Source organism: Chryseobacterium tructae (assembly GCF_030409875.1).
GTDB classification, from domain to species: domain Bacteria; phylum Bacteroidota; class Bacteroidia; order Flavobacteriales; family Weeksellaceae; genus Chryseobacterium; species Chryseobacterium tructae.
Genome location: NZ_JAUFQR010000001.1, coordinates 485892 through 506053 on the forward strand (window position 1 = coordinate 485892; position 20162 = coordinate 506053).

Genomic DNA, 20162 nt, shown 5'->3' on the forward strand with positions numbered 1-20162 from the left:
CTATATCACGTACCAGGAAGACTTGTCAATACTATAAACGAAAATAAAAAATGATGAATTTTCAAAATATTAGATCTACTTTTAACAAAGGGGTCACTATTCCGAGTTTGATATTTATTATAGGTACCTGTTTTCTTTCAGCAGTTTACCCAAAGCCTACTGAAAACATCCTAAATGAGATTAAACAATTTATATTTATTAACTTGAATTGGGTATATGTATGGTCTGTGACACTATTTGTTATTTTCCTTGTATACCTGCTTTTCAGTAAATATGCCAACATTAAGCTAGGAGCTAACGACAGTAAGCCTGAATACTCTTTTTTCTCGTGGATTTCCATGCTGTTTGCTGCAGGAATGGGAATTGGGCTGATTTATTTCAGTGTGGCAGAACCTATGCAACATTATTCTTCAGAAGTTTTTGCAGATAATCATTATGTAAGTCGTGCTAAACAAGCACAGCTTTACACTTTTTTCCATTGGGGAATTCATGCGTGGGCAATTTATGGAGTAGTAGGACTTTCCTTATCTTATTTTGCGTATCGTTACAGGCTGCCATTATCATTAAGAAGCTGTTTTTATCCTTTATTAAAAAATAGAATTAACGGGAAGTGGGGAAATGCTATTGATGTTTTTGCATTATGCTGTACATTTTTCGGAATCACAACAACCTTAGGATTTGGAGTGGTACAGATCAGTTCGGGTTTGAATATTCTTCATATTACCCCTGAGAATAGTTTTAAGTATCAGATCATTATTGTAGTTACCCTTGTTTCTCTTTCCGTTATATCGGCAATTTCCGGTGTAGGAAAGGGAGTGAAAATCTTAAGTAATATCAATGTCATCAGCGTGATCGGACTCTTACTTTTTGTATTAATATTGGGACCTACAGTATATCTGATTGGAAGTTTTACAGAAGGATTGGGAAACTATATTAATAATTTTTTCAATCTTACTTTCAATACCCATGTATACGAGAAAAATGCATTGCCATGGTTTTATGATTGGACAATTTTGTATTGGGCATGGTGGATCTCATGGTCGCCTTATGTAGGATTATTTATTGCAAGAATTTCAAAAGGAAGAACCATAAAAGAATTTATTCTTGCCGTTTTAATCCTTCCTACATTATTCAACTTCATCTGGATGTCCGTATTTGGAAACAGTGCCATTTGGTTTGATCTAAACATTGCTAATGGACAATTAAGTCAGTATGCAAGTGATCCGGATGCATTAATGTTTCGTTTTCTGGATTATTTGCCTTTATCAGAATTTACAGGATTCTTTGTTATTTTGATCATTCTGATCTTTTTTGTGACATCAGCAGATTCAGGTATATTCGTAATGAATAGCATAGCCACTAAAAATGCAAGTAAGTCTCCCAAATGGCAAATTGTATTCTGGGGAGTACTCTTAGCAGTTCTTTCTCTATTATTGCTAAATGTAGGTGGTTTAAAAGCACTTCAAAGTATGACCTTAATTACAGCATTACCGTTTTCGATTGTGGTAATTTTATTTATAGTGAGTTTGATGAAAGGACTTACTATTGATCAGAAATATTATGACAGAAACTTTTCAGTATCTACAGTACCATGGTCTGGTGAATTCTGGAAAGAACGGTTAAAAAATATAGTTTCCTTTAAAGATAATGCATCCGTAGACCAATTTATTAAGGTGAAAGCAAAAGAAGCCTTTACAGATCTACAGCAGGAATTTGCATCCAATGGAATTGAAGCCAAAATAAACCATCATGATAATCCCGTCAGAATAGAAATAGAAATTCATCAGGGAGTAGTGAATAACTTTGTGTATGGAATCGAAAACCAGATAAAAACTGTTTCGGAATATATCATCAATGAAGAAAATCTTCCAGATCTGGATGATAATAAAACGCACTACCCAAAATCTTATTTTGGCGATGGAAGAGAAGGGTATGATGTACAGTATTTTACCAAAAATGAATTGATTTCCGATGTCCTGAAACATTACGAACGATTTTTAGAAATTATTTCAGAAGAACGAAATGAAATGTTTATCAGTAGCAATGCCAATCAGAATAAAGCCTAAAAAGAAAGTATTGATCTTATAATGAATTCTTTGTACAATGTGCAAATGGAGTTTTTTTATCTAAACAATATTAATTAGCTTTACTGAATAGAATGATGTGACTAAAATTGAATTTTAAAGGATTATGTTTCAAAATATTTGGCAGGGTAGATTGGACGGGGAAGAGCTTCTTTTCCATAGACTATTTCAGAGAGTAAAGGAAGAACAGAATTACGACAATATTTTAACGAATGAGTTCGTTTTACACGGTTTTGCCGTAGATGAAGGAGTCAGGAGGAATAAGGGCCGTCAGGGAGCTAAAGATGCCCCCAATGTGATCAGAAAGAATATGTCTAATTTTCCGGTGATTCTTCCCAATTTCTCTATGCTGGATTTTGGAAATGTTACCTGTGATGATGGTCATTTGGAAAACGCCCAGAATAATCTTGCCAAAAATGTCTCAAAAGTTCTTTTAAAAGGAGGAAAATCCCTTGTTTTGGGAGGTGGACATGAAGTAACCTATGCTCATTATCTAGGCATCAAAACAGCTTTTCCGGAACAAAAAATTGGAATCATCAATATAGATGCCCACTTTGATAACAGACAGCCGGAAGAAGGAGTAGGGCCAAGTTCAGGAACAGGGTTCTGGCAAATTGCTCAGGAAGCTCCTATCAATTCGCTTCACATCGGAATTCAAAGAAATTCCAATACCTTAAAATTATTTGACACTGCCCATCAATACGGAATGAAGTATATCCTTTCAGATGAACTATTTTTTGAAAACCTTGCTTCTATCTATCAACGTATTGATGACCTACTGGAGAATGTAGACTTTGCCTATCTCACTATTTGTATGGATGTTTTTAATGCATCTATTGCTCCGGGGGTTTCAGCTTCAGCATATAATGGTATCTTTGCAGATGCAACCTTTATGCATTTTTACAGGCATATCTTAAAAAACGAAAAACTGGTTGCACTGGATGTAGCAGAAGTTAATCCGTCTTTCGATATTCAGGATAGGACGGCAAGGCTTGCAGCTTGTCTGGTGAATGAATGGCTAATGATTTAAGATAAAGCTATATTCTTCCGATAGAGAAAATCATTCTTTTATTTACCCTTAAGGAATAGAATTTGCTGACTTTATCGTGCTTTTAAAATAAAAGCACTCATAAATTCATTAGCTGAATTTAAAACAGAAATTATATTATGGAACAATTAATTGAAAACAAGCTTATTAAAGCAAATGACGTGTTTTCAGTGTGGCGAAAAGTGCCGTTTGAAGAAAAGCAGAAGTTAATCGCAAAAGCCGCAGAAATATTAAAAAATAATTCAGAGAAATTTGGAAGGATCATTACTACGGAAATGAATAAGCCTATTTCGGAATCCATTGCTGAGGTGGAGAAATGTGCTTTAATGATGAATTATTATGCTGATGCTGAAAATATTTTAAAACCCGAAAAAATAGCATCCGAATTTGCTTATTCTGAAGTTCATTACGCTCCGAAAGGAGTAATTCTTGGGGTAATGCCCTGGAATTTTCCTTTTTGGCAGGTATTGAGATTTGCAGTTCCTGCCATCTTAGCAGGAAATACAGTAGTTTTAAAACATGCTTCAATTTGTTTCGGAAGTGGAAATGCCATTGAAGAAGTTTTGTTGGAAGCAGGTTTTCCGGAAGGTATTTTCCAGAACCTTGAAGTAGGACACAAAGCTGTAAAAGAAATTCTTGAACATGACGCTGTAAAAGGGGTAAGTCTTACAGGAAGTGGAAAAGCAGGAGGAGAAGTAGCATCTATCGCCGGACTCAATATCAAAAAATCTTTATTGGAATTAGGAGGAAGTGATGCATTTATCATTTTTGAAGACGGAGATCTTGAAGCAGCGGCAAAAGCAGGCGCAAAATCTAGACTTCAAAACTGTGGACAAACTTGTACAGCAGCCAAAAGATTTATTATTGACGAAAAGATCGAAGAACAATTTTTACCCATCTTCATTGAAGAATACAAAAAATATGAAATCGGAGATCCTTTAAATAAAGAAACTAAATTAGCAGGAATGGCAAGACCAGACCTAGCCGATGAATTAGAAGCTCAATTCAATAGAGCGTTGGAAAATGGAGCTGAAATCATTCTTCCATTAGAAAGAATTTCAGAAAACGAATTTAAACCAGGTTTAATTAGAGTACAGGAAGGAAATCCAATTCTAAAAGAAGAACTTTTTGGCCCTCTTGGAATGGTAATGATTGCAAAAAATGCTGAAGAAGCTTTACAGATTGCTAATGATATTCCTTTCGGACTTTCAAACTCAGTTTGGACAAAAGACAAAGATCGTCAGTTATTCTTTATTGAAAACCTTGAATCAGGAACCGTGAATATCAACAGAATGACCAGTTCAGACCCGCGTTTCCCATTTGGTGGATCAAAGGCCTCCGGATATGGAACAGAGCTTTCTTTACTAGCTTTAAAAGAGTTTGTGACAGCAAAGACGATTGTAGGTAATTAAAAATTAATGTCATTCCGAGGAATCTCAAAGATTCTTCGTACACTTTATTTCGTTCAGAAATAAAATATTTGACGAAGTCAATGACAAACGGAACTATAAAAAACAAAAACTCCCGGAAATTAATTTTCCGGGAGTTTTTTATATTTTAACAAAAGTAACTTTGCTTACACCGTTGTTAATCTAAGTGTATTCGTCTTACCTCCTTCATATGATGGAGTAGCATTGATGTTGATTACAAAGTCACCAGTTTCGATATAACCGTAGTTATGCGTTAACATATTTACCTGGATGATCGTTTCATCAGTAGACTTTTTCATATCATAATAATACGCGTGAACACCCCAAAGAAGGTTCAGCATAGTAATGACTCTTTTGTTTCCACTGTAAACAATGATCTGAGAATTGGGTCTGTGAGCGGCTAACTGAAAAGCTGTATATCCAGAATGAGTTAACGTAACAATGGCAGAAACATTTGTAGTTTTTGCAATTCTTACAGCTGCAAGACATACCCTGTTCGTAATGAATCTCTCATCGATGCAGTTATAGTCCTTTTCAATAGGCTCATTCTTGTGTTGGTAGAAGTGAGTGGTTTCAATGTTTTTCACAATCTTAGCCATGTTTTCTACCACTTGTACCGGATATCTACCTACAGAAGTTTCTCCTGAAAGCATTACCGCATCAGCACCATCCAATACAGAGTTAGCAACATCATTTACTTCCGCTCTGGTTGGCGTTAAGCTATTGATCATTGTTTCCATCATCTGAGTAGCAATGATTACCGGCTTAGAGTAGAATCTCGCTTTTTCTACAAGGTTTTTCTGGATAGCAGGAACCTCTTCCATTGGAACCTCCACACCAAGGTCACCACGAGCAACCATTAGTCCATCACATTCCAATAAGATTTCTTCAATATTTTTTACCCCTTCTGGTTTTTCAATCTTCGCGATGATCGGTGTTTTGAATTTACCATTTGGATGTTTTGAAATTAATTCTTTCAAATCAATAATATCCTGAGCATGACGTACGAAAGAAAGAGCAATCCAGTCTACTTCCATATCAAGCATGAAATTAGCATCCTGAATATCCTTTTCTGTCAATGCAGGAAGAGATACAACCGTATTAGGAAGGTTAACTCCTTTCTTAGAGCTTAGTGGCCCCCCTTGAATCGTTTTAGCTTTTACAGTATCGATTTCGTTGGTTTCAATAACCTCCAATACCAGCTTACCATCATCGATAAGGATTCTTTCCCCTGCTTTTACGTCTTGTGGGAATTGTTGGTAGGTCATGTATACCTTGGTGGAATCTCCCTCCATCTTTTCATTCGTAAAGGTAAGGATGTCCCCTGGATTCAGGTAAGATCCTTCTTTTACAACACCTACTCTTAACTTAGGGCCTTGAAGGTCACCTAGAATACCCACTGAATACCCGTACTCATTGTTTAGTTCTCTAATTATTTCAATATTTTTTCGAACTAAGTCGTAATCTGCATGGGAAAAATTTATTCTGAAAATATCAACACCCGCCTTCATTAGATCTAACATTACCTCCTTCGATGATGAAGCAGGCCCTAGTGTTGCGATAATTTTTGTCTTCTTTAAATACTTATTCATAATACTGGATAATTTGATAAAGTTCCTCTTCAGAACTCAGTGTATAATCTTGAATTGGAAAAACAAGATTTTCAGGGAGCAAAATTACGGAAAAATCAGGAAACTGTTCCGAACTATGCAGAATATATTCTACATCTACCTGATTATTTAATAAAAATTTAATGTTTTCTTCTTCTGTAAAGAGCTCGGTTTGAACTTTTTTTTGTTTACTTTCAGAAGATTTATTTGAAATAAAGGTGAAACAAGTCTTAGAAAACTTGTGATAGGCTTCAAACCTTGGAAATAAATAGTCATAATAATCCCCATGTAAGACCATGTCTTTTTTTCTTGAAAAACTGAGATTGTTAAGTTGATTTATTTTGTAGAAAAACTCATGAGCGGGTATATCTTTTGCTAATCTTACCAATCCTATGGCAATATCTTCAAATTCTATATCATCCAGATCATAAAGTTTTTGAATTTCCAAGTATATTTTCTTTTTTATTTAAAATATAAAAAGCCCTTTGTGCTGCCTTTTCTTCAGCCTTTTTCTTGGAGGTTTCTGTAGCGTTGGCAATCTTTTCATCCCCAAGCCATACATGACAACGGAACATAATTGCTTTATTGGCCTGTATTTCCTCGCAGGTTTCGTACTTTATATTTACCTTCTTCTTCTGACTCCATTCAAGTAGCAGCCCTTTATAGCTGACAATTTTGTTCTCAAGTTTGTTAATTTCAGAAGGCGTCAGTAGTTTTTCCAAAATGATTCTTCTACAAGCATCATAATGGAAATCCAGATAAATAGCACCGATTAAAGCCTCAAATAAATTGCCGGAAATATTCTCCCCTAGAGCTGAAGAATTATTCTGCTTTTGCAGAAGATCGGTAAGCTTAAGGTCTTCCCCTAATTTATTAAGATTTTTCCTATTAACAATCTTAGATTTCATTTGAGTCAGATATCCTTCATTAGCCTGAGGATAGGTCTGGAACAAATGACAAGAAATAATTGTACCCAAAACAGAATCTCCCAAAAATTCAAGCCTTTCGTAATTAATGTCTTGATTTTTAGAAGAATTTTTTAAAGAAAAAGCCTCGCGGTAAAGAGCCATATTTTGTACCTCTGCACCTAAAACTTTTCTAAGCTCGGTACTGAGAAAATAATCTCTTTCCGTTAGTTGTCTTTTTCTTTTTTTGAGAAGGAATTTAGAAAAGTATTTCTGTAACTCCATTCATTGAATTTAGATTTTCTTAAATAGAACGCAAGCATTATGCCCGCCAAATCCAAAAGTATTGCTCATGGCTACTTTTACATCTTTCTTCACAGCAGAATTAAACGTAAAGTTTAGTCTGCTATCGATCTTTTCATCATCAGTAAAATGGTTAATGGTAGGAGGAACAACACCATGAATAATAGTTCCTAACGCAGCAATAGCTTCAATAACTCCGGCAGCTCCTAAAGGTGACCTGTCATTGATTTTGTAGAATTAATCTGAATATCATAAGCGTGCTCGCCTAATAATTTCGAAATTGCATTGGATTCTGCGATGTCTCCTAATGGAGTAGAAGTACCATGCATGTTGATATGATCTACTTCATCAGCAGTTAAGCCTGCATCGTCCAAACAGTTTTTCATTACCAGATAAGCGCCAAGACCTTCAGGATGTGGAGCCGTCATATGATATGCATCTGCACTCATACCACCTCCTAATAATTCTGCATAAATTGTAGCACCACGTTTTACCGCATGCTCATATTCTTCAAGAATAATACTTCCCGCACCTTCACCTAATACAAATCCATCTCTGTCTTTGTCAAAAGGTCTTGAAGCTGTTGTAGGATCATCATTTCTTGTAGAAAGTGCCATCATTGCATTAAATCCACCGACACCACTTGCTGTAACGGCAGCTTCAGAGCCTCCGCACACAATCACGTCTGCTTTTCCTAATTGGATAAGCATCTTGGAATCAATTATAGCATTAGCTGAAGATGCACATGCAGATACTGTTGTATAATTAGGGCCGTGGAAACCATATTCAATTGAGATCTGACCAGGGGTCATATCTGCAATCATTTTAGGAATGAAAAACGGATTAAATCTTGGAATTTCCGTATTAGCCCATCCTAAAACTTCTGTTTCAAATGTTTCCAAACCTCCGATTCCGGAGCCCCAAATTACACCAACTCTGTTTTTATCTACATTATCTTCAATAATACCAGAATGTTCTACTGCTTCTCTAGCAGCAACAAGTCCCAGCTGAGTATTTCTATCCATTTTTTTAGACTCTTTCTTATCGAAATGCTGTAATGGATCGAAATTTTTCACTTCACAAGCGAACTTGGTTTTAAAGTTTGTGGCATCAAAAAGAGTAATCGGAGCGGCTCCGCTCTCACCTTTCACAAGATTTTCCCAGTATTCTTTTGCATTATTTCCGATTGGTGTTATTGCTCCAAAACCTGTTACAACTACTCTTTTTAATTCCATAAACTTTGTTTAATTTCTTTTTTGTTGAAGAATATTATTTATTTACTACTTCTTCGATGTAAGCGATAGCGTGCCCTACAGTAGTAATTTTTTCAGCTTGGTCATCAGGGATCTGAATGTTAAATTCTTTTTCAAATTCCATGATTAACTCAACTGTATCTAGTGAATCTGCTCCTAAATCGTTAGTGAAGCTAGCTTCAGGAGTTACTTCTGTTTCTTCAACGTCAAGCTTATCAGCGATGATAGCTTTTACTCTTGATGCAATGTCTGACATAGTAAATTATTTTTTTAATTGTTAGATGCTGCAAATATATAAAATTCTTTACGATAAAACATTTTTTTAGTCTTTTTTGTGGACTGAGACTTCTCATTTTAGATGAGCTATGTTTAGTGTTTTAGTTTTCAGCTATTTATATTTGATTGTATTATAGGACTTTAATTTTTATTTTGTGATGAACTGAATTATTTTCCTGTCAAAATGTATAAAAACGTCTAAGTTTTGTCTCTTCCGGAACAAAAATGAATGAAAAAGATATCCTTTTTTTATCTATATTTGTGTGTTATGCAATTAACACGTTAGCTTTTTTAATTAAACAAATCATATTTCTATTAAAGAATAGCTCATAGTTGTTCTCTTATTTCTATTGTTTTATTTAAAAGCTAAAAAATGAAAAATTTCTTTGAAAGTCCTTTTAAAGGCAAAATCATACAAGACCATATTCAAAACCCTAATATTATCGCTGGTAAATATTCCTATTACTCCGGATATTACCATGGTCATTCCTTTGATGACTGTGCCCGATATCTGCCTCCTGACAGAAATGATGTAGATAAACTGATTATTGGTTCCTATTGTTCTATTGGAAGTGGTGCCAGCTTTATCATGTGTGGAAATCAGGGACATCGATATGATTGGATATCAAGCTTTCCCTTCTTTTATATGTCTGAAGTAGAATGTTTCCAAGAGAGTAAAGATGCTTTCAAAGCGGCAGGAGACACTATTGTTGGAAATGATGTTTGGATTGGAACGGAAGCTATGATCATGGCAGGTGTTAAAATCGGAGATGGAGCCGTCATTGGAAGCCGGGCATTGGTGACAAAAGATGTTGAGCCTTATACTATTGTAGGGGGTAATCCTGCAAGACCAATCAGAAAAAGGTTTAGTGAGCATCATATAGCATTGCTACTTGAAATGAGATGGTGGGAGTGGGATGAAAGTATTTTGAGGAAAGCAATTTCAATAATTTGCTCTGAGAATATTGATGAGCTGTATGAATTTTTTAAACGACTTGAATAAATTATGAAAAGATCCTCTCAAGGGATCTTTTTGTAATTTATTGACAAACAGATTTCTGCTGGAATAGATTGTTTTTAGTGATAAATATCTATCATATTTCTTTTCATGATAGGGTGAAAAGTGTACTTTTACTGCCTATTTTAATAAAACTAATAACGAGACATGAAAAAAAATTATGTCATCGCACTTTTACTTGGTGCGGTATGTGGTGTTTCTGCTCAGAAAGTCATGTGGCAAAAAGACATTAAGTCTTCTACACAGGATTTTTTAAGCCAGGTTATAACAACCATTGATCAACAGTATCTTATCACAGGAAGCTCTATTCAGAGTGACAAACAACAAACTTCAGGCAATAAGCAGAACAACGGTTACGATTTCCATTTAGTGAAATTAAATCAACAAGGAGAAGAGGATTGGGAGAAGTTTTTCTCAGGAAATAATCACGATTATTTATCAGCTACAGTAAACACTCAGGATGGAGGATTTCTTCTTGCAGGGACTTCGTATTCTGGGAAGGCTTTGGATAAAAAAGAGGGATCTAAAGGCGGATCAGATATCTGGCTGATCCGGATCAATGAATTTGGCGATGAAATCTGGCAGAAAACTTTGGGAACTTCTTCCGATGAAGAAGCTAAAGCAGTGATTCAAAGTACCGATTTAGGTTTTTTTATTGCCGGAAATATGCAAAATTCGCCCAAGGGCTATGGTTCTAAAGATGTCTGGATCATCAGGCTGGACAAAGATGGAAAAGAATTGTCTCAACTCGTATTAGGCGGCAGAGGTTTAGATGAAGTAGAGAAAATGATTCCGACGAAAGATGGTGGAGCTTTATTGGGAATTTATTCCAGAAGTCCAGAGGTAACTGGAGATACGCCTCGCGAAACAAACTCAGCTTCCGAACCTCGTATCACGAATCCCATATCTCGCATTGCAAAGTCCACAGAAAACTTTGGTGAAGGCGACTATTGGATCGTTAAACTGGATAAAAATGGAAAAGTAGAATGGGAAAAGAACTTTGGGGGTAAAGCAGACGATCATATCAGAACCCTGGCTTTAACTTCAAATGGCTACATCATTGGTGGTGAATCCCGTTCCGAAAGATCAGGCAACAAAACCGTAGGCATTGAAGAAGGCACAGACCTATGGGTGATCGCTCTTAATGAAAGAGGGGATGAACAATGGCAAAAGTCCTACAACTTTAAAAATCGTGATATCCTGATGGGAATGAGCGTGATTCACTCATCGGATGACAAATCTTCAAAAGGAATTTTGTTAGGCGGTTATACCCAGGCAGAAGGAAGAGTAGAAAAGGATGATGAGACCTTCTGGATGCTGTATCTGGATGGAAACGGAAACGAGCAATGGCGAAAACATGTGAGTGGAGAATCCAGACAGAAAGAAGAAAGGCTTTCAGATCTGAAACTCAACAGAGATGGTTCTATTGTTCTTGCCGGAACCAGTGGGAAAGAATTGGGTAAAGAAAACTGGAAAGTTGTAAAACTGGGGGATAAGCAGGTCAATGATCTGATCGAAAAATATGATATCAAGATCTATCCGAATCCTGTATCCGATTATGCCTATGTAGAAATCGGCTTTGACTTTAAGGACGCTGATATTCTTGTGTATGATATGAGCGGAAGGCAAATTCAAAATTTAAAAACTAAAAATAAAGTAACCAAAATCAATACTCAACCCCTGGTGCAGGGAGCTTATCTGGTAACAATAAAAACAGATACAGACAAAGCAGCCAGTGCAAAACTGATTAAGAAATAATGAAGAAAACTGTGGTAAAATTAGGTGCATTGTTCTTTTTGCTTACTGTGGGCAATATCGATGCACAAACAAGTACATTAACCAATAATATTGTAGACTTTTCAAGTATAAAAGAATCTGAAGGAACGGCTAATGTTGATATTCCTTTACATCAGATGTCAATAAAAGGGTATACGCTTCCCGTTAGTATATATTACAATGGAGGAGGAGTTAAGGTAGATAATGAAAGTAGTAATATTGGGCAGAATTGGGAATTGTCTTCCCAAGGAGTAATATCTCGTTCTGCTCATTCCAATTTTGATGAAAGTACCGAGCGTGTAGTAGCCAGTGGTAAAATAAAATGGTATCCTGTGGGTGATAATCCATATGGAGGAAATTATGTTGAGTGTATAGGAATAGATGTGATACCTTCAAAGGGGTACTTGAATAATTTAAACTTAGCAAAACAAATTTATAACGCATTCAAAAACTATGTACCCCCTATTGGTATTCAGCCTAATACGAATAATATGCATAGAATTGATGATAGGCCTACCAGATCGGATTGGCAGTCATATTCTTTGAGTCAGGATGTTCATCCCGATGTCTTTACAGTAGTAATTCCTAATAAGTCATCATTTAAATTCTTATTTGACCCTGATGGAAATATTGCGACGGACACTCCGGAAAATTATAAAATCACTTATGATAAAAAGGGAACAGATCTTATACAGGAGTTTACATTAATTGATGAAGATGGGATAACCTATACTTTTTCGAATATAGAAATATTTAATTCCGAAATTTACGATAATCAAATTTCCCTTACTACTAGTGGGGAGACAAGAAAAACTCCCTATACCTCTGTTAATACATTGCCAGGATTGGATCAAAATAGCATCAATAGTACAACTCCGTTTTGCCAAAATGATAGCAATTATCCTTCTAGCCCTGATCTGATTGCAAAATACAGGGCTCCAAAACCAATTTCCTGGTATTTGTCGAAGATTTCAAATATTTATGGAGAGGCGATCAGCTTCGGATATGAAAGGGTAAGAACAGTAAGCGTACCTAGAGCAAGCTATAAGAATCTTATTCAATTAAATAATAATTATCCTTATCCTTCCTATCCTGCATGGCCAAAAGGAGGAACCAATGTTTTATTGTCTGAAGTGCCAGTTATAAAGGCTATTACATCCAATTATGAAAGTTTAGAGTTTGATTACAGAAAATACCGTCAGGATTTAATTAGCAGCGGAGACAAAAACCTTCTTAAGGAGCTTAATACAATAAGTCTGTACCAGAAATTTATTTTTTTTAAAAAACCGACGGCTCCTGTAAAGACCATTAGGTTTAATCATCAGTATGTTGTATCGCAAGATACTTATCTTGAGTCTGTTTCAGATGTCGGAGCCTATACCAGATTATTTCTGGAAGGAGTAGATATTTTGGGCAAAGGAAATGAGATGATTTCCTATTATAAATTTAAATATAAAACTCCGGAAAAACTCCCCCATAAACAATCTTTTAATATTGACTTCTGGGGATATTTTAAAAATGGAGATGCAAAGGGTGTTTTCCCTGAATTATATAGATACAATAATAACAGTGTCAATAATTTTGAGAGAAATATTTTTTCGATTTATCCGAGGGCTGCATCCGGCGATGTGGGAGTAAAGCTAAGTGATAATACTTATTTGGAAAAAAAATATTTTAGAGACAGTACTCCTTCTTTTGAAGATGCATCTAATGGAATTCTATCGGAAATAGAAAGCTTTGGCGGAAAAACGACCTATGAATATGAACCTAATTATTTTGACTATTACGGAGTAAAAAGAGAAGGTCCCGGGATAAGGGTAAAGAAAATCATTAAGAATGATAATATCAATACCTATACAAAAGAATTTATTTATGGTAAAAATTCGGATGGAAAAGGGTATATCTCCAAGCCTGCCAGATATGCTTACAGAAGATCTCCAGGTAGTACTGGTGGTAATTGGTGGCCTTTACTGGATCATTATATTACTTCAGTAAATAGCTCGAACGAAAAGGTGAACTATGATGAAATTAAAATACAGGATGTATACAACCAGGAGAATAAAGGCTATGTTATCAATAGATATAGTTTTTTCAATGCTTACTATACTCCCAATCTTAGTATAGGTAACTTTCAGTATGTTTCTCCCACTTTAAACTCTTCTTATCTTATCAGAAGCCAGACATTTAATGGAGGGTATTATTTTGATACTGAAGAATATTATAGTGATTATGAAGAAAACCTAGGGAAATTGAATGGGCATCTTGTCAATCAAAGAATTTTTGATAAAGGAAATAACTTATTAAAAGAAACAAAGAATGAGTATTCCATCAAATTTAATTCTATTCCTGATTTTGAAACATCTATTACGGGCGGATATTATTTCAATAATTATCTTTTCAGGTATTTGCTTACCAAGCAGACGGTAGAGGAAAAATTTGGAAATAAAATGATTTCAAATCAAACCGTGTATTCCAGAAATGATAAAGATAAAGTTACGGAAATCACCAGGTCGGGGCCTTCTACAACAAATAAAACAGTTATTAAGTATTTGTATGAAAACAGTGACAACATTGGGAGCAGTATAAGGTTTGGGAATAGGCTTAATGAACCTTCGTTGATAAAAAAGTATGTAGATAACAAACTTGTTGAAACAACGAATAGAAAATTTAAGGAATTTGTAATACCATTTATTACAAGACCTATATTGAGTGGCCCGGGAAGTCCTATTTCTTATTATGTGATAACTGACCTTCAGTATGAAGAAAAAAGTATTGATGGAACTACTTTCTTGCACGACTCAGAAAATCTGAAATATGATCTATATGGAAATATCGTGTCAAGAAAGATAAAAGATGTATATGAATCTACAGTGTATGGTTATCAAAATACCCTGCCTATTGCTGTTGTAGCAGGTACTGCTAATTATTCTCAAGTAGAAGGACTTCTTGGTGATATTGTGGGTGCATCCAATGATGGTGTTACAAGCTATAATGAAAGTGACCTTCAGGTAAATTGGATGATTTCAGAAAAAATCCAGCTTTCTCACAAAGCTTAGTCTCAACATCTGTACATGAGCCGCTTGTTGGATTGAAAATTTCTACAACACCCAACGGGATGAAGGATTATTATGAATATGATGGAGCCAACCGTTTAAAAAAGATGCTTGATATTAATTCCAATATTGTAAAAGAACATACCTATAATTACGTGGGAAGTACAAGGTTTTATAATTCTGATCAAGAACAAACTTTCACCAGAACAAATTGCAGAAGACTTGAAAATCCGGGGACTTATACCTATAAAGTTCCTGCCAATACATACGCTTCCGAAATAAACGTAGGGGATGCTAATCAGAAAGCATTACAAGAAATTGCAAGTATGGGACAAAATACCACAAATACTTTAGGACTATGTAATCCTAAACCTTTTGACTGTACAATACAAGTGAATATGTCTGTATATGATAATAGCTCAGGTTTTTTTAGTAAAATTTATAGTGCTACAGGAGAAAAGTTTAGAGGAACAATCGCTTTTAATACGGGGACAATCAATTGGTCTAACATAGGAACATATGTTACTGTAGGAAAAATCACAGGTATCTGCCTGCCTAAAATATTTAAGTCATATAGTTCTGGTATAGACTGGTCTTTAACATTACAATCTAATGGAGATCTTGTCGCGAGATGGAGTAACCCATTTGGGAATGTAACGCCTAAAAAATTAGAGATTGTGAACTTTGAATTTACGTATGACCTTGATTAACAGAAGAAAACCATGAAAAAACTAATTATCCCTATAGGAGTACTTTTGGTGTCAATACATGCAAAAGCTCAATTTACCAATACTCAAAATTATATACAAACGCGAGTATACCTTGAGCCGGTAACCCAAACCACCGGAAATGCAAAACAGAATAATTCTGTTCAATATTTTGACGGATTAGGAAGATTAAAACAGCTGATAAGTATAAAGTCGTCTCCAAAAGGAAACGATGTTGTACTTCCTGTTACTTATGATGGCTTTGGAAACCAGACCAGAGAATATCTTCCTGTTCCACAATCAGGAACACAGAATGGAACAATATATGCTCAGAGTGCGGGGCAGGTTAATTTCCCCGTAGGTGATCCACAAAATCTTTATGCTAATGAAAAAGCATTTTCCGAAAAGATACCTGAGCCTTCTCCGTTAGGAAGAATTAAGGATCAGATCCAGGTGGGAAATGATTGGCAAAATAAACCCGTAAAATTTGAATACGGGAGTAATAGTACGCCGGATCAGGTGAAGAAATTTACGGTAACAACCAATTGGGACAATGAGGCCACGAAAAGTGACCCTCCTACTTCCGGATTTTACCTCGAAGCTCAGCTTTATAAGAATACAATAACTGATGAAGATGGGAACAAAACCATAGAATTTACAAACGATCGTGGGCAGATTATATTGGTTCGAAAAGTTATCAGCGATTCAGAAAATGCCGATACATATTATGTTTATAATGAATTTGATCAGCTCGTATTTGTAGTACCACCATTATTATCTAAAATCCAGAACTGGACTCCGGAGGATCGAAATAATTTTGCCTTCGAATACAGTTATGACAGAAAAGGAAGACTTGTTGAGAAAAAATTACCTGGTAAAGGAAAAGAATGTATGGTCTATGATAACAATGATAGACTGGTTTTGTATCAGGATGCTAATCTAAAAGGCCTTAATAAATGGTTAATCACAAAGTATGATTATCAAGGAAGAACTGTGTATACAGGCTTTTTGACAGGTGGAGAAAGAGCAGGAAGGCAAAATGAAATTAAAGATCTTGTTATTACGGAGAGCAGAAGCACAACAGGGTTCAATAGAAATGGAATGACTGTATATTATACTGATAATTATTTCGTTGGGGAAATTCCAACAATTTTAACAGTAAATTACTATGATTCTTATCCTCAGTATGGTTTTAATCCAGCATTCCCCACTAATATTTTGGGAGAATCTGTACTCACAGAGACACCTAATGCAAAAGGAGTATCAATCAAGGGGTTGTCTGTAATGAGTTTAGTGAAAAACGTTGAAGATGATAACTGGACAAAGAGCTATCTGTACTATGATTCTAAAGGAAGGGCTATTGGAACTCATTCCATTAATTATTTAGGAGGATATACCCACACTGAATCTAAATTAGATTTTGCAGGAGTAGTTCAAAATACAGTAACCACTCATGTAAGGACACCTAATGAAGCGGGAGTGAATATCAAAGAACGTTTTGTATATGATAGCCAAAATCGCTTGAAAGAGCGTTGGCATAAGATAGAGGGTAGAAAGGAAGAGCTTATTGCAGCCAATACCTATAATGAGCTATCTCAGTTGGAATCCAAAAAAGTGGGTGGAGTTTCTGTCAGTTATCCACTTCAGCAAATTGACTATAAGTATAATATCAGAGGTTGGATGACCCATATTAATGATCCTGCAAACTTAGGAAGCGATTTGTTTGGTTATAAAATCAATTATAATAAAGTAGAAGGGAAGGAAGTTCCCAACAATGATTATTTAGATTTAAAAGTAAAGCCTAAGTACAATGGAAATATTGCTGAGGTATCCTGGAAGACTCTTACAGAAGTTAATGAACCTCTTAAAACCTATGGCTATGTATATGATCCGCTCAATAGACTTTCTGCAGGTTTCTACCAAAAAGCAGGAAATGAGTTAGCTAAAGAATATTTTGAAAGACTGGAATATGATCTGAATGGAAATGTTACAAGGCTTAAAAGGTCTGCAGGTATGTTGATAGGAAGCAATACAGCGCTGGCTATTGATGATCTTAAATATGATTATATTGGAAACAAATTGATTCGTATTACCGATCAGCAAATGAATTTTTCAGGGTATCCTTACACTGCAAATCCAGGTACCATAGTCTATGATAACGGAAATGTATCAGGAAATGGGAATATGACCAGCCATCCTGATAAAGGTATTTCATCCATTCAATATAATTATTTAAATTTGCCAAAGCAGATTATCCAGAGTTCTAAGGTGACAGATTATACCTACAGGGCGGATGGAACAAAAGTAAAGAAGCTTTTTGGAGATATTGAAACAGATTATTTAGATGGGTTTCAGTATAAATCTACGAGACCTTCGGAAGAGAATTCTTCAGGGGGAGGAGGGATTATTCTTGAACCTGATCCCTCTGAAGTGGCTACAATCAAGTTAAGAATTATACCGACATCTGAGGGGTATTATGACGTACTTAATAAGTTGTATGTTTATAATTACACAGATCATTTGGGAAATGTACGATTAAGTTATGCAGATACTAATCAAGATGGACTTATCCAGCCAAGACAGTATTTTCAGAGCCAATGTGAGGATATTCCATGGGATCCCTGGAACCCACCTAATTGTATAGACACTTGGAAACCTGGAGAAATTGTGGAAAACAATAACTATTATCCTTTTGGATTGCTGCATGATTATACTGCTACAGCTCAAAATGCTTATCAGTATAAGTATAACGGGAAGGAATTGCAGGAAACAGGAATGTATGACTATGGAGCTAGAATGTATATGAGTGATATCGCAAGATGGGGAGTTACAGATCCATTAGCAGACAAATGAGAAGATACTCTCCTTATAACTATGCATTTAACAATCCTATCAGATTTATTGATCCTGACGGAAGAGCTCCTGATGGTTGGGGGTTAAAAGGAACTCAATGGGAATGGGATGACAACGTAACAAAAGATAATTATAGATCAAGAGGCTATAGTGATTTTTCTGACGGATTTACAAATAATGAATATAAAAGTTCTCGTGGTTCAAATGTTACCCTAGGGCCAGGAGGAGCAGGAGATTGGTCTGAAACCATGATTTATAATGAAGGTAAAGAACATACATCTGGTATGTATTATGGTAAATGGTTCTCTAAACTGAATGGAAATGTTTCATCATTTACAGCTTCATCATTTGATTTCACAGCAGTTGACTATAACGCTGGCTTGAGAAATTTTAATTTTGAAGGTTTAGATACCAATCTTAATCTAAAGCTAATGAATGTAAAAGGTGGGCTTTCTGCGCCAAACTTAATCGGTAGTAACTCAAATATTCAAGGATATTTGGAAGGAACTGTTGGGGAGGCAAAATTAAGTTTCACAACAAGTACTTTAGCTTTTTCTTTGGGCGCAAAGGGGCTGACAGGTTTTGTAGGAGCTAATTTACAGACTAATAAATATGGATGGTCAGCTGATGTGGGTGCAATTGCTGCATTCGCTGAAATTGAAGGGAATTGGAGTGCTACTTCACCGAATGGTCAATGGGGAATTAACCTAACAGGTTCTGTTCCTGTTGGAGCAGTAGGGGCAAAAGGTGGAGCATCTTATCTTTACAACCCTAAAAATAATAGTTTTTCTGTAGGCGTTTCAGGAAAGGTAGCAGATGGCCTAGGGTTGGGTGGAGATCTAAAGCTTACTTTCCCTAATCCTTTCTCTCATTAATTTTTTAATATCTAATCTTATAAATGAATACAATCTTACAAATAATCCTTCTTATCATAATATTTTCAAATTCAATATTTTTATTGTTGGGAAAAGATATAAAGTCCTTTACAATATTTAAATTAAGCTGGATTATTGGATTAATAGATGTTTTAGTCATCTTATTCTTTTTTGAACTAAAGCAACCTCTCATCCTTTATATCACATTTACATCAATGATTGTTGCATTTATTTTAGGAATGAGGAGTTTTATAAATAATTATAATACCAATTCGTTGGAAAGTCATAATAATAAAAAGCGATTTGTGAATTTCTTCGCCTATTTTTTACTCTTCTTTTTAGTGATACTTACCATGGGTGTGATGAAAGGTCTTTTATTTGATACCCCTTTAGGGTAAATGATTTAAAATTAAAAAATAAGAATGCTTATTATTAATAGGTAAAATCAACAAAAAGCCACTGCAGTCTAATTGCGGTGGCTTTTATTTATAATCATATGTCTAGTCCTGAAATAGCGATACACAAAAAAAACAAATCGTTATGGAAGAACAATTAAAATCACAGTACATCAAACGTACGTAGAAAGATTACAGTTTAAGTTTAAAACTTCAAATAGTAAAAGAAGTTGAATCCGGCGAGTCAACTATTACCAGTTGTCGCAAAAAATATGGCATACAATCCCATGCTACAGTTTTGAATTGGCTCAGAAAATATGGTAACTTTGATTGGGAAAACCAAAGACCTTATGCCATGGAAAAAACACCTGAACAACGAATTATGGAACTAGAAGCCGAAGTAAGACTTCTTGAAAAAGCAAAAAAAAGCTTTCTTGGAAAAAGCAGGCTTATATTGCTGATAAAAAAAAAGCTATATTTTTTTGATATGATGATTGATCTTGCAGAGAAAGAATATCACATTGATATTCGAAAAAAAACTCACCACCCGAACAATCGATGACTTCCGCAGTAAAG

13 protein-coding genes and 2 pseudogenes are annotated in these 20162 nt (G+C 35.3%); 10 read left to right on the forward strand and 5 right to left on the reverse strand.

The window, feature by feature from the left end:
- Positions 1-50 precede the first annotated feature (50 nt).
- The 3 genes from QWZ06_RS02230 to QWZ06_RS02240 all read left to right on the forward strand — a co-directional run bounded on the left by QWZ06_RS02230 (position 51) and on the right by QWZ06_RS02240 (position 4544).
- The gene (locus QWZ06_RS02230; RefSeq protein ID WP_353959929.1) at positions 51-2066 is read left to right on the forward strand and encodes a BCCT family transporter; all 2016 of its coding nucleotides are present in this window, start codon (positions 51-53) and stop codon (positions 2064-2066) included.
- Between the two features lie 124 nt (positions 2067-2190).
- Positions 2191-3114, forward strand: a complete 924-nt coding sequence (hutG, locus tag QWZ06_RS02235; RefSeq protein ID WP_290295514.1) for a formimidoylglutamase — start codon at positions 2191-2193, stop codon at positions 3112-3114.
- Positions 3115-3251: 137 nt separating this feature from the next.
- Positions 3252-4544 (forward strand): aldehyde dehydrogenase family protein, encoded by a 1293-nt coding sequence (locus QWZ06_RS02240; protein ID WP_290295515.1) that lies wholly within the window; start codon positions 3252-3254, stop codon positions 4542-4544.
- Between the two features lie 164 nt (positions 4545-4708).
- Here the strand turns inward: QWZ06_RS02240 and pyk are convergent, their stop codons facing one another.
- The 5 genes and pseudogenes from pyk to QWZ06_RS02265 form a co-directional block, all read right to left on the reverse strand.
- Positions 4709-6154, reverse strand: coding sequence for a pyruvate kinase (gene pyk / locus QWZ06_RS02245; protein ID WP_290295516.1), 1446 nt, complete (start codon positions 6152-6154; stop codon positions 4709-4711).
- On the reverse strand, positions 6147-6620 hold the full coding sequence (locus QWZ06_RS02250) for an IPExxxVDY family protein (RefSeq protein WP_290295517.1): 474 nt from the start codon (positions 6618-6620) through the stop codon (positions 6147-6149). The genes pyk and QWZ06_RS02250 overlap by 8 nt, the downstream gene beginning before the upstream one ends.
- Positions 6598-7362, reverse strand: coding sequence for a ribonuclease III (gene rnc / locus QWZ06_RS02255; RefSeq protein ID WP_290295518.1), 765 nt, complete (start codon positions 7360-7362; stop codon positions 6598-6600). The genes QWZ06_RS02250 and rnc overlap by 23 nt, the downstream gene beginning before the upstream one ends.
- 9 nt (positions 7363-7371) lie before the next feature.
- Positions 7372-8615 (reverse strand): annotated as a pseudogene (fabF, locus tag QWZ06_RS02260) (beta-ketoacyl-ACP synthase II).
- Between the two features lie 34 nt (positions 8616-8649).
- Positions 8650-8889: an acyl carrier protein gene (locus tag QWZ06_RS02265; protein WP_002976354.1), complete on the reverse strand. Its 240-nt coding sequence runs from the start codon at positions 8887-8889 to the stop codon at positions 8650-8652.
- A 393-nt stretch (positions 8890-9282) separates the two neighbouring features.
- Here QWZ06_RS02265 and catB point away from each other — a divergent pair, with 393 nt between their 5' ends.
- From catB to QWZ06_RS02300, 7 genes and pseudogenes are all read left to right on the forward strand, one after another.
- Positions 9283-9912 carry a type B chloramphenicol O-acetyltransferase gene (gene catB / locus QWZ06_RS02270; RefSeq protein WP_290295519.1) on the forward strand — a complete coding sequence of 210 codons (630 nt, stop codon included), beginning with the start codon at positions 9283-9285 and terminating at the stop codon, positions 9910-9912.
- 162 nt (positions 9913-10074) lie between these two features.
- On the forward strand, positions 10075-11685 hold the full coding sequence (locus QWZ06_RS02275) for a T9SS type A sorting domain-containing protein (protein WP_290295520.1): 1611 nt from the start codon (positions 10075-10077) through the stop codon (positions 11683-11685).
- Entirely contained in the window at positions 11685-14759 is a 3075-nt protein-coding gene (locus tag QWZ06_RS02280; RefSeq protein ID WP_290295521.1) for a hypothetical protein, read from the forward strand. The genes QWZ06_RS02275 and QWZ06_RS02280 overlap by 1 nt, the downstream gene beginning before the upstream one ends.
- Positions 14717-15466, forward strand: a complete 750-nt coding sequence (locus QWZ06_RS02285) for a DUF5977 domain-containing protein (protein WP_290295522.1) — start codon at positions 14717-14719, stop codon at positions 15464-15466. The genes QWZ06_RS02280 and QWZ06_RS02285 overlap by 43 nt, the downstream gene beginning before the upstream one ends.
- Positions 15467-15478: 12 nt before the next feature.
- The gene (locus tag QWZ06_RS02290; protein ID WP_290295523.1) at positions 15479-18316 is read left to right on the forward strand and encodes a DUF6443 domain-containing protein; all 2838 of its coding nucleotides are present in this window, start codon (positions 15479-15481) and stop codon (positions 18314-18316) included.
- Positions 18313-19191 (forward strand): hypothetical protein, encoded by an 879-nt coding sequence (locus tag QWZ06_RS02295; RefSeq protein ID WP_290295524.1) that lies wholly within the window; start codon positions 18313-18315, stop codon positions 19189-19191. The genes QWZ06_RS02290 and QWZ06_RS02295 overlap by 4 nt, the downstream gene beginning before the upstream one ends.
- Before the next feature lie 600 nt (positions 19192-19791).
- Positions 19792-20148, forward strand: a pseudogene (locus QWZ06_RS02300) (hypothetical protein); the annotation flags it as partial.
- Positions 20149-20162: the final 14 nt, after the last annotated feature.

Coding starts and splice junctions, on each gene's coding strand:
- QWZ06_RS02230 (WP_353959929.1), top strand. CDS start 51: ATGATGAATTTTCAAAATATTAGATCTACTTTTAACAAAGGGGTCACT.
- hutG (WP_290295514.1), top strand. CDS start 2,191: ATGTTTCAAAATATTTGGCAGGGTAGATTGGACGGGGAAGAGCTTCTT.
- QWZ06_RS02240 (WP_290295515.1), top strand. CDS start 3,252: ATGGAACAATTAATTGAAAACAAGCTTATTAAAGCAAATGACGTGTTT.
- pyk (WP_290295516.1), bottom strand. CDS start 6,154: ATGAATAAGTATTTAAAGAAGACAAAAATTATCGCAACACTAGGGCCT.
- rnc (WP_290295518.1), bottom strand. CDS start 7,362: ATGGAGTTACAGAAATACTTTTCTAAATTCCTTCTCAAAAAAAGAAAA.
- QWZ06_RS02265 (WP_002976354.1), bottom strand. CDS start 8,889: ATGTCAGACATTGCATCAAGAGTAAAAGCTATCATCGCTGATAAGCTT.
- catB (WP_290295519.1), top strand. CDS start 9,283: ATGAAAAATTTCTTTGAAAGTCCTTTTAAAGGCAAAATCATACAAGAC.
- QWZ06_RS02275 (WP_290295520.1), top strand. CDS start 10,075: ATGAAAAAAAATTATGTCATCGCACTTTTACTTGGTGCGGTATGTGGT.
- QWZ06_RS02280 (WP_290295521.1), top strand. CDS start 11,685: ATGAAGAAAACTGTGGTAAAATTAGGTGCATTGTTCTTTTTGCTTACT.
- QWZ06_RS02290 (WP_290295523.1), top strand. CDS start 15,479: ATGAAAAAACTAATTATCCCTATAGGAGTACTTTTGGTGTCAATACAT.
- QWZ06_RS02295 (WP_290295524.1), top strand. CDS start 18,313: ATGAGAAGATACTCTCCTTATAACTATGCATTTAACAATCCTATCAGA.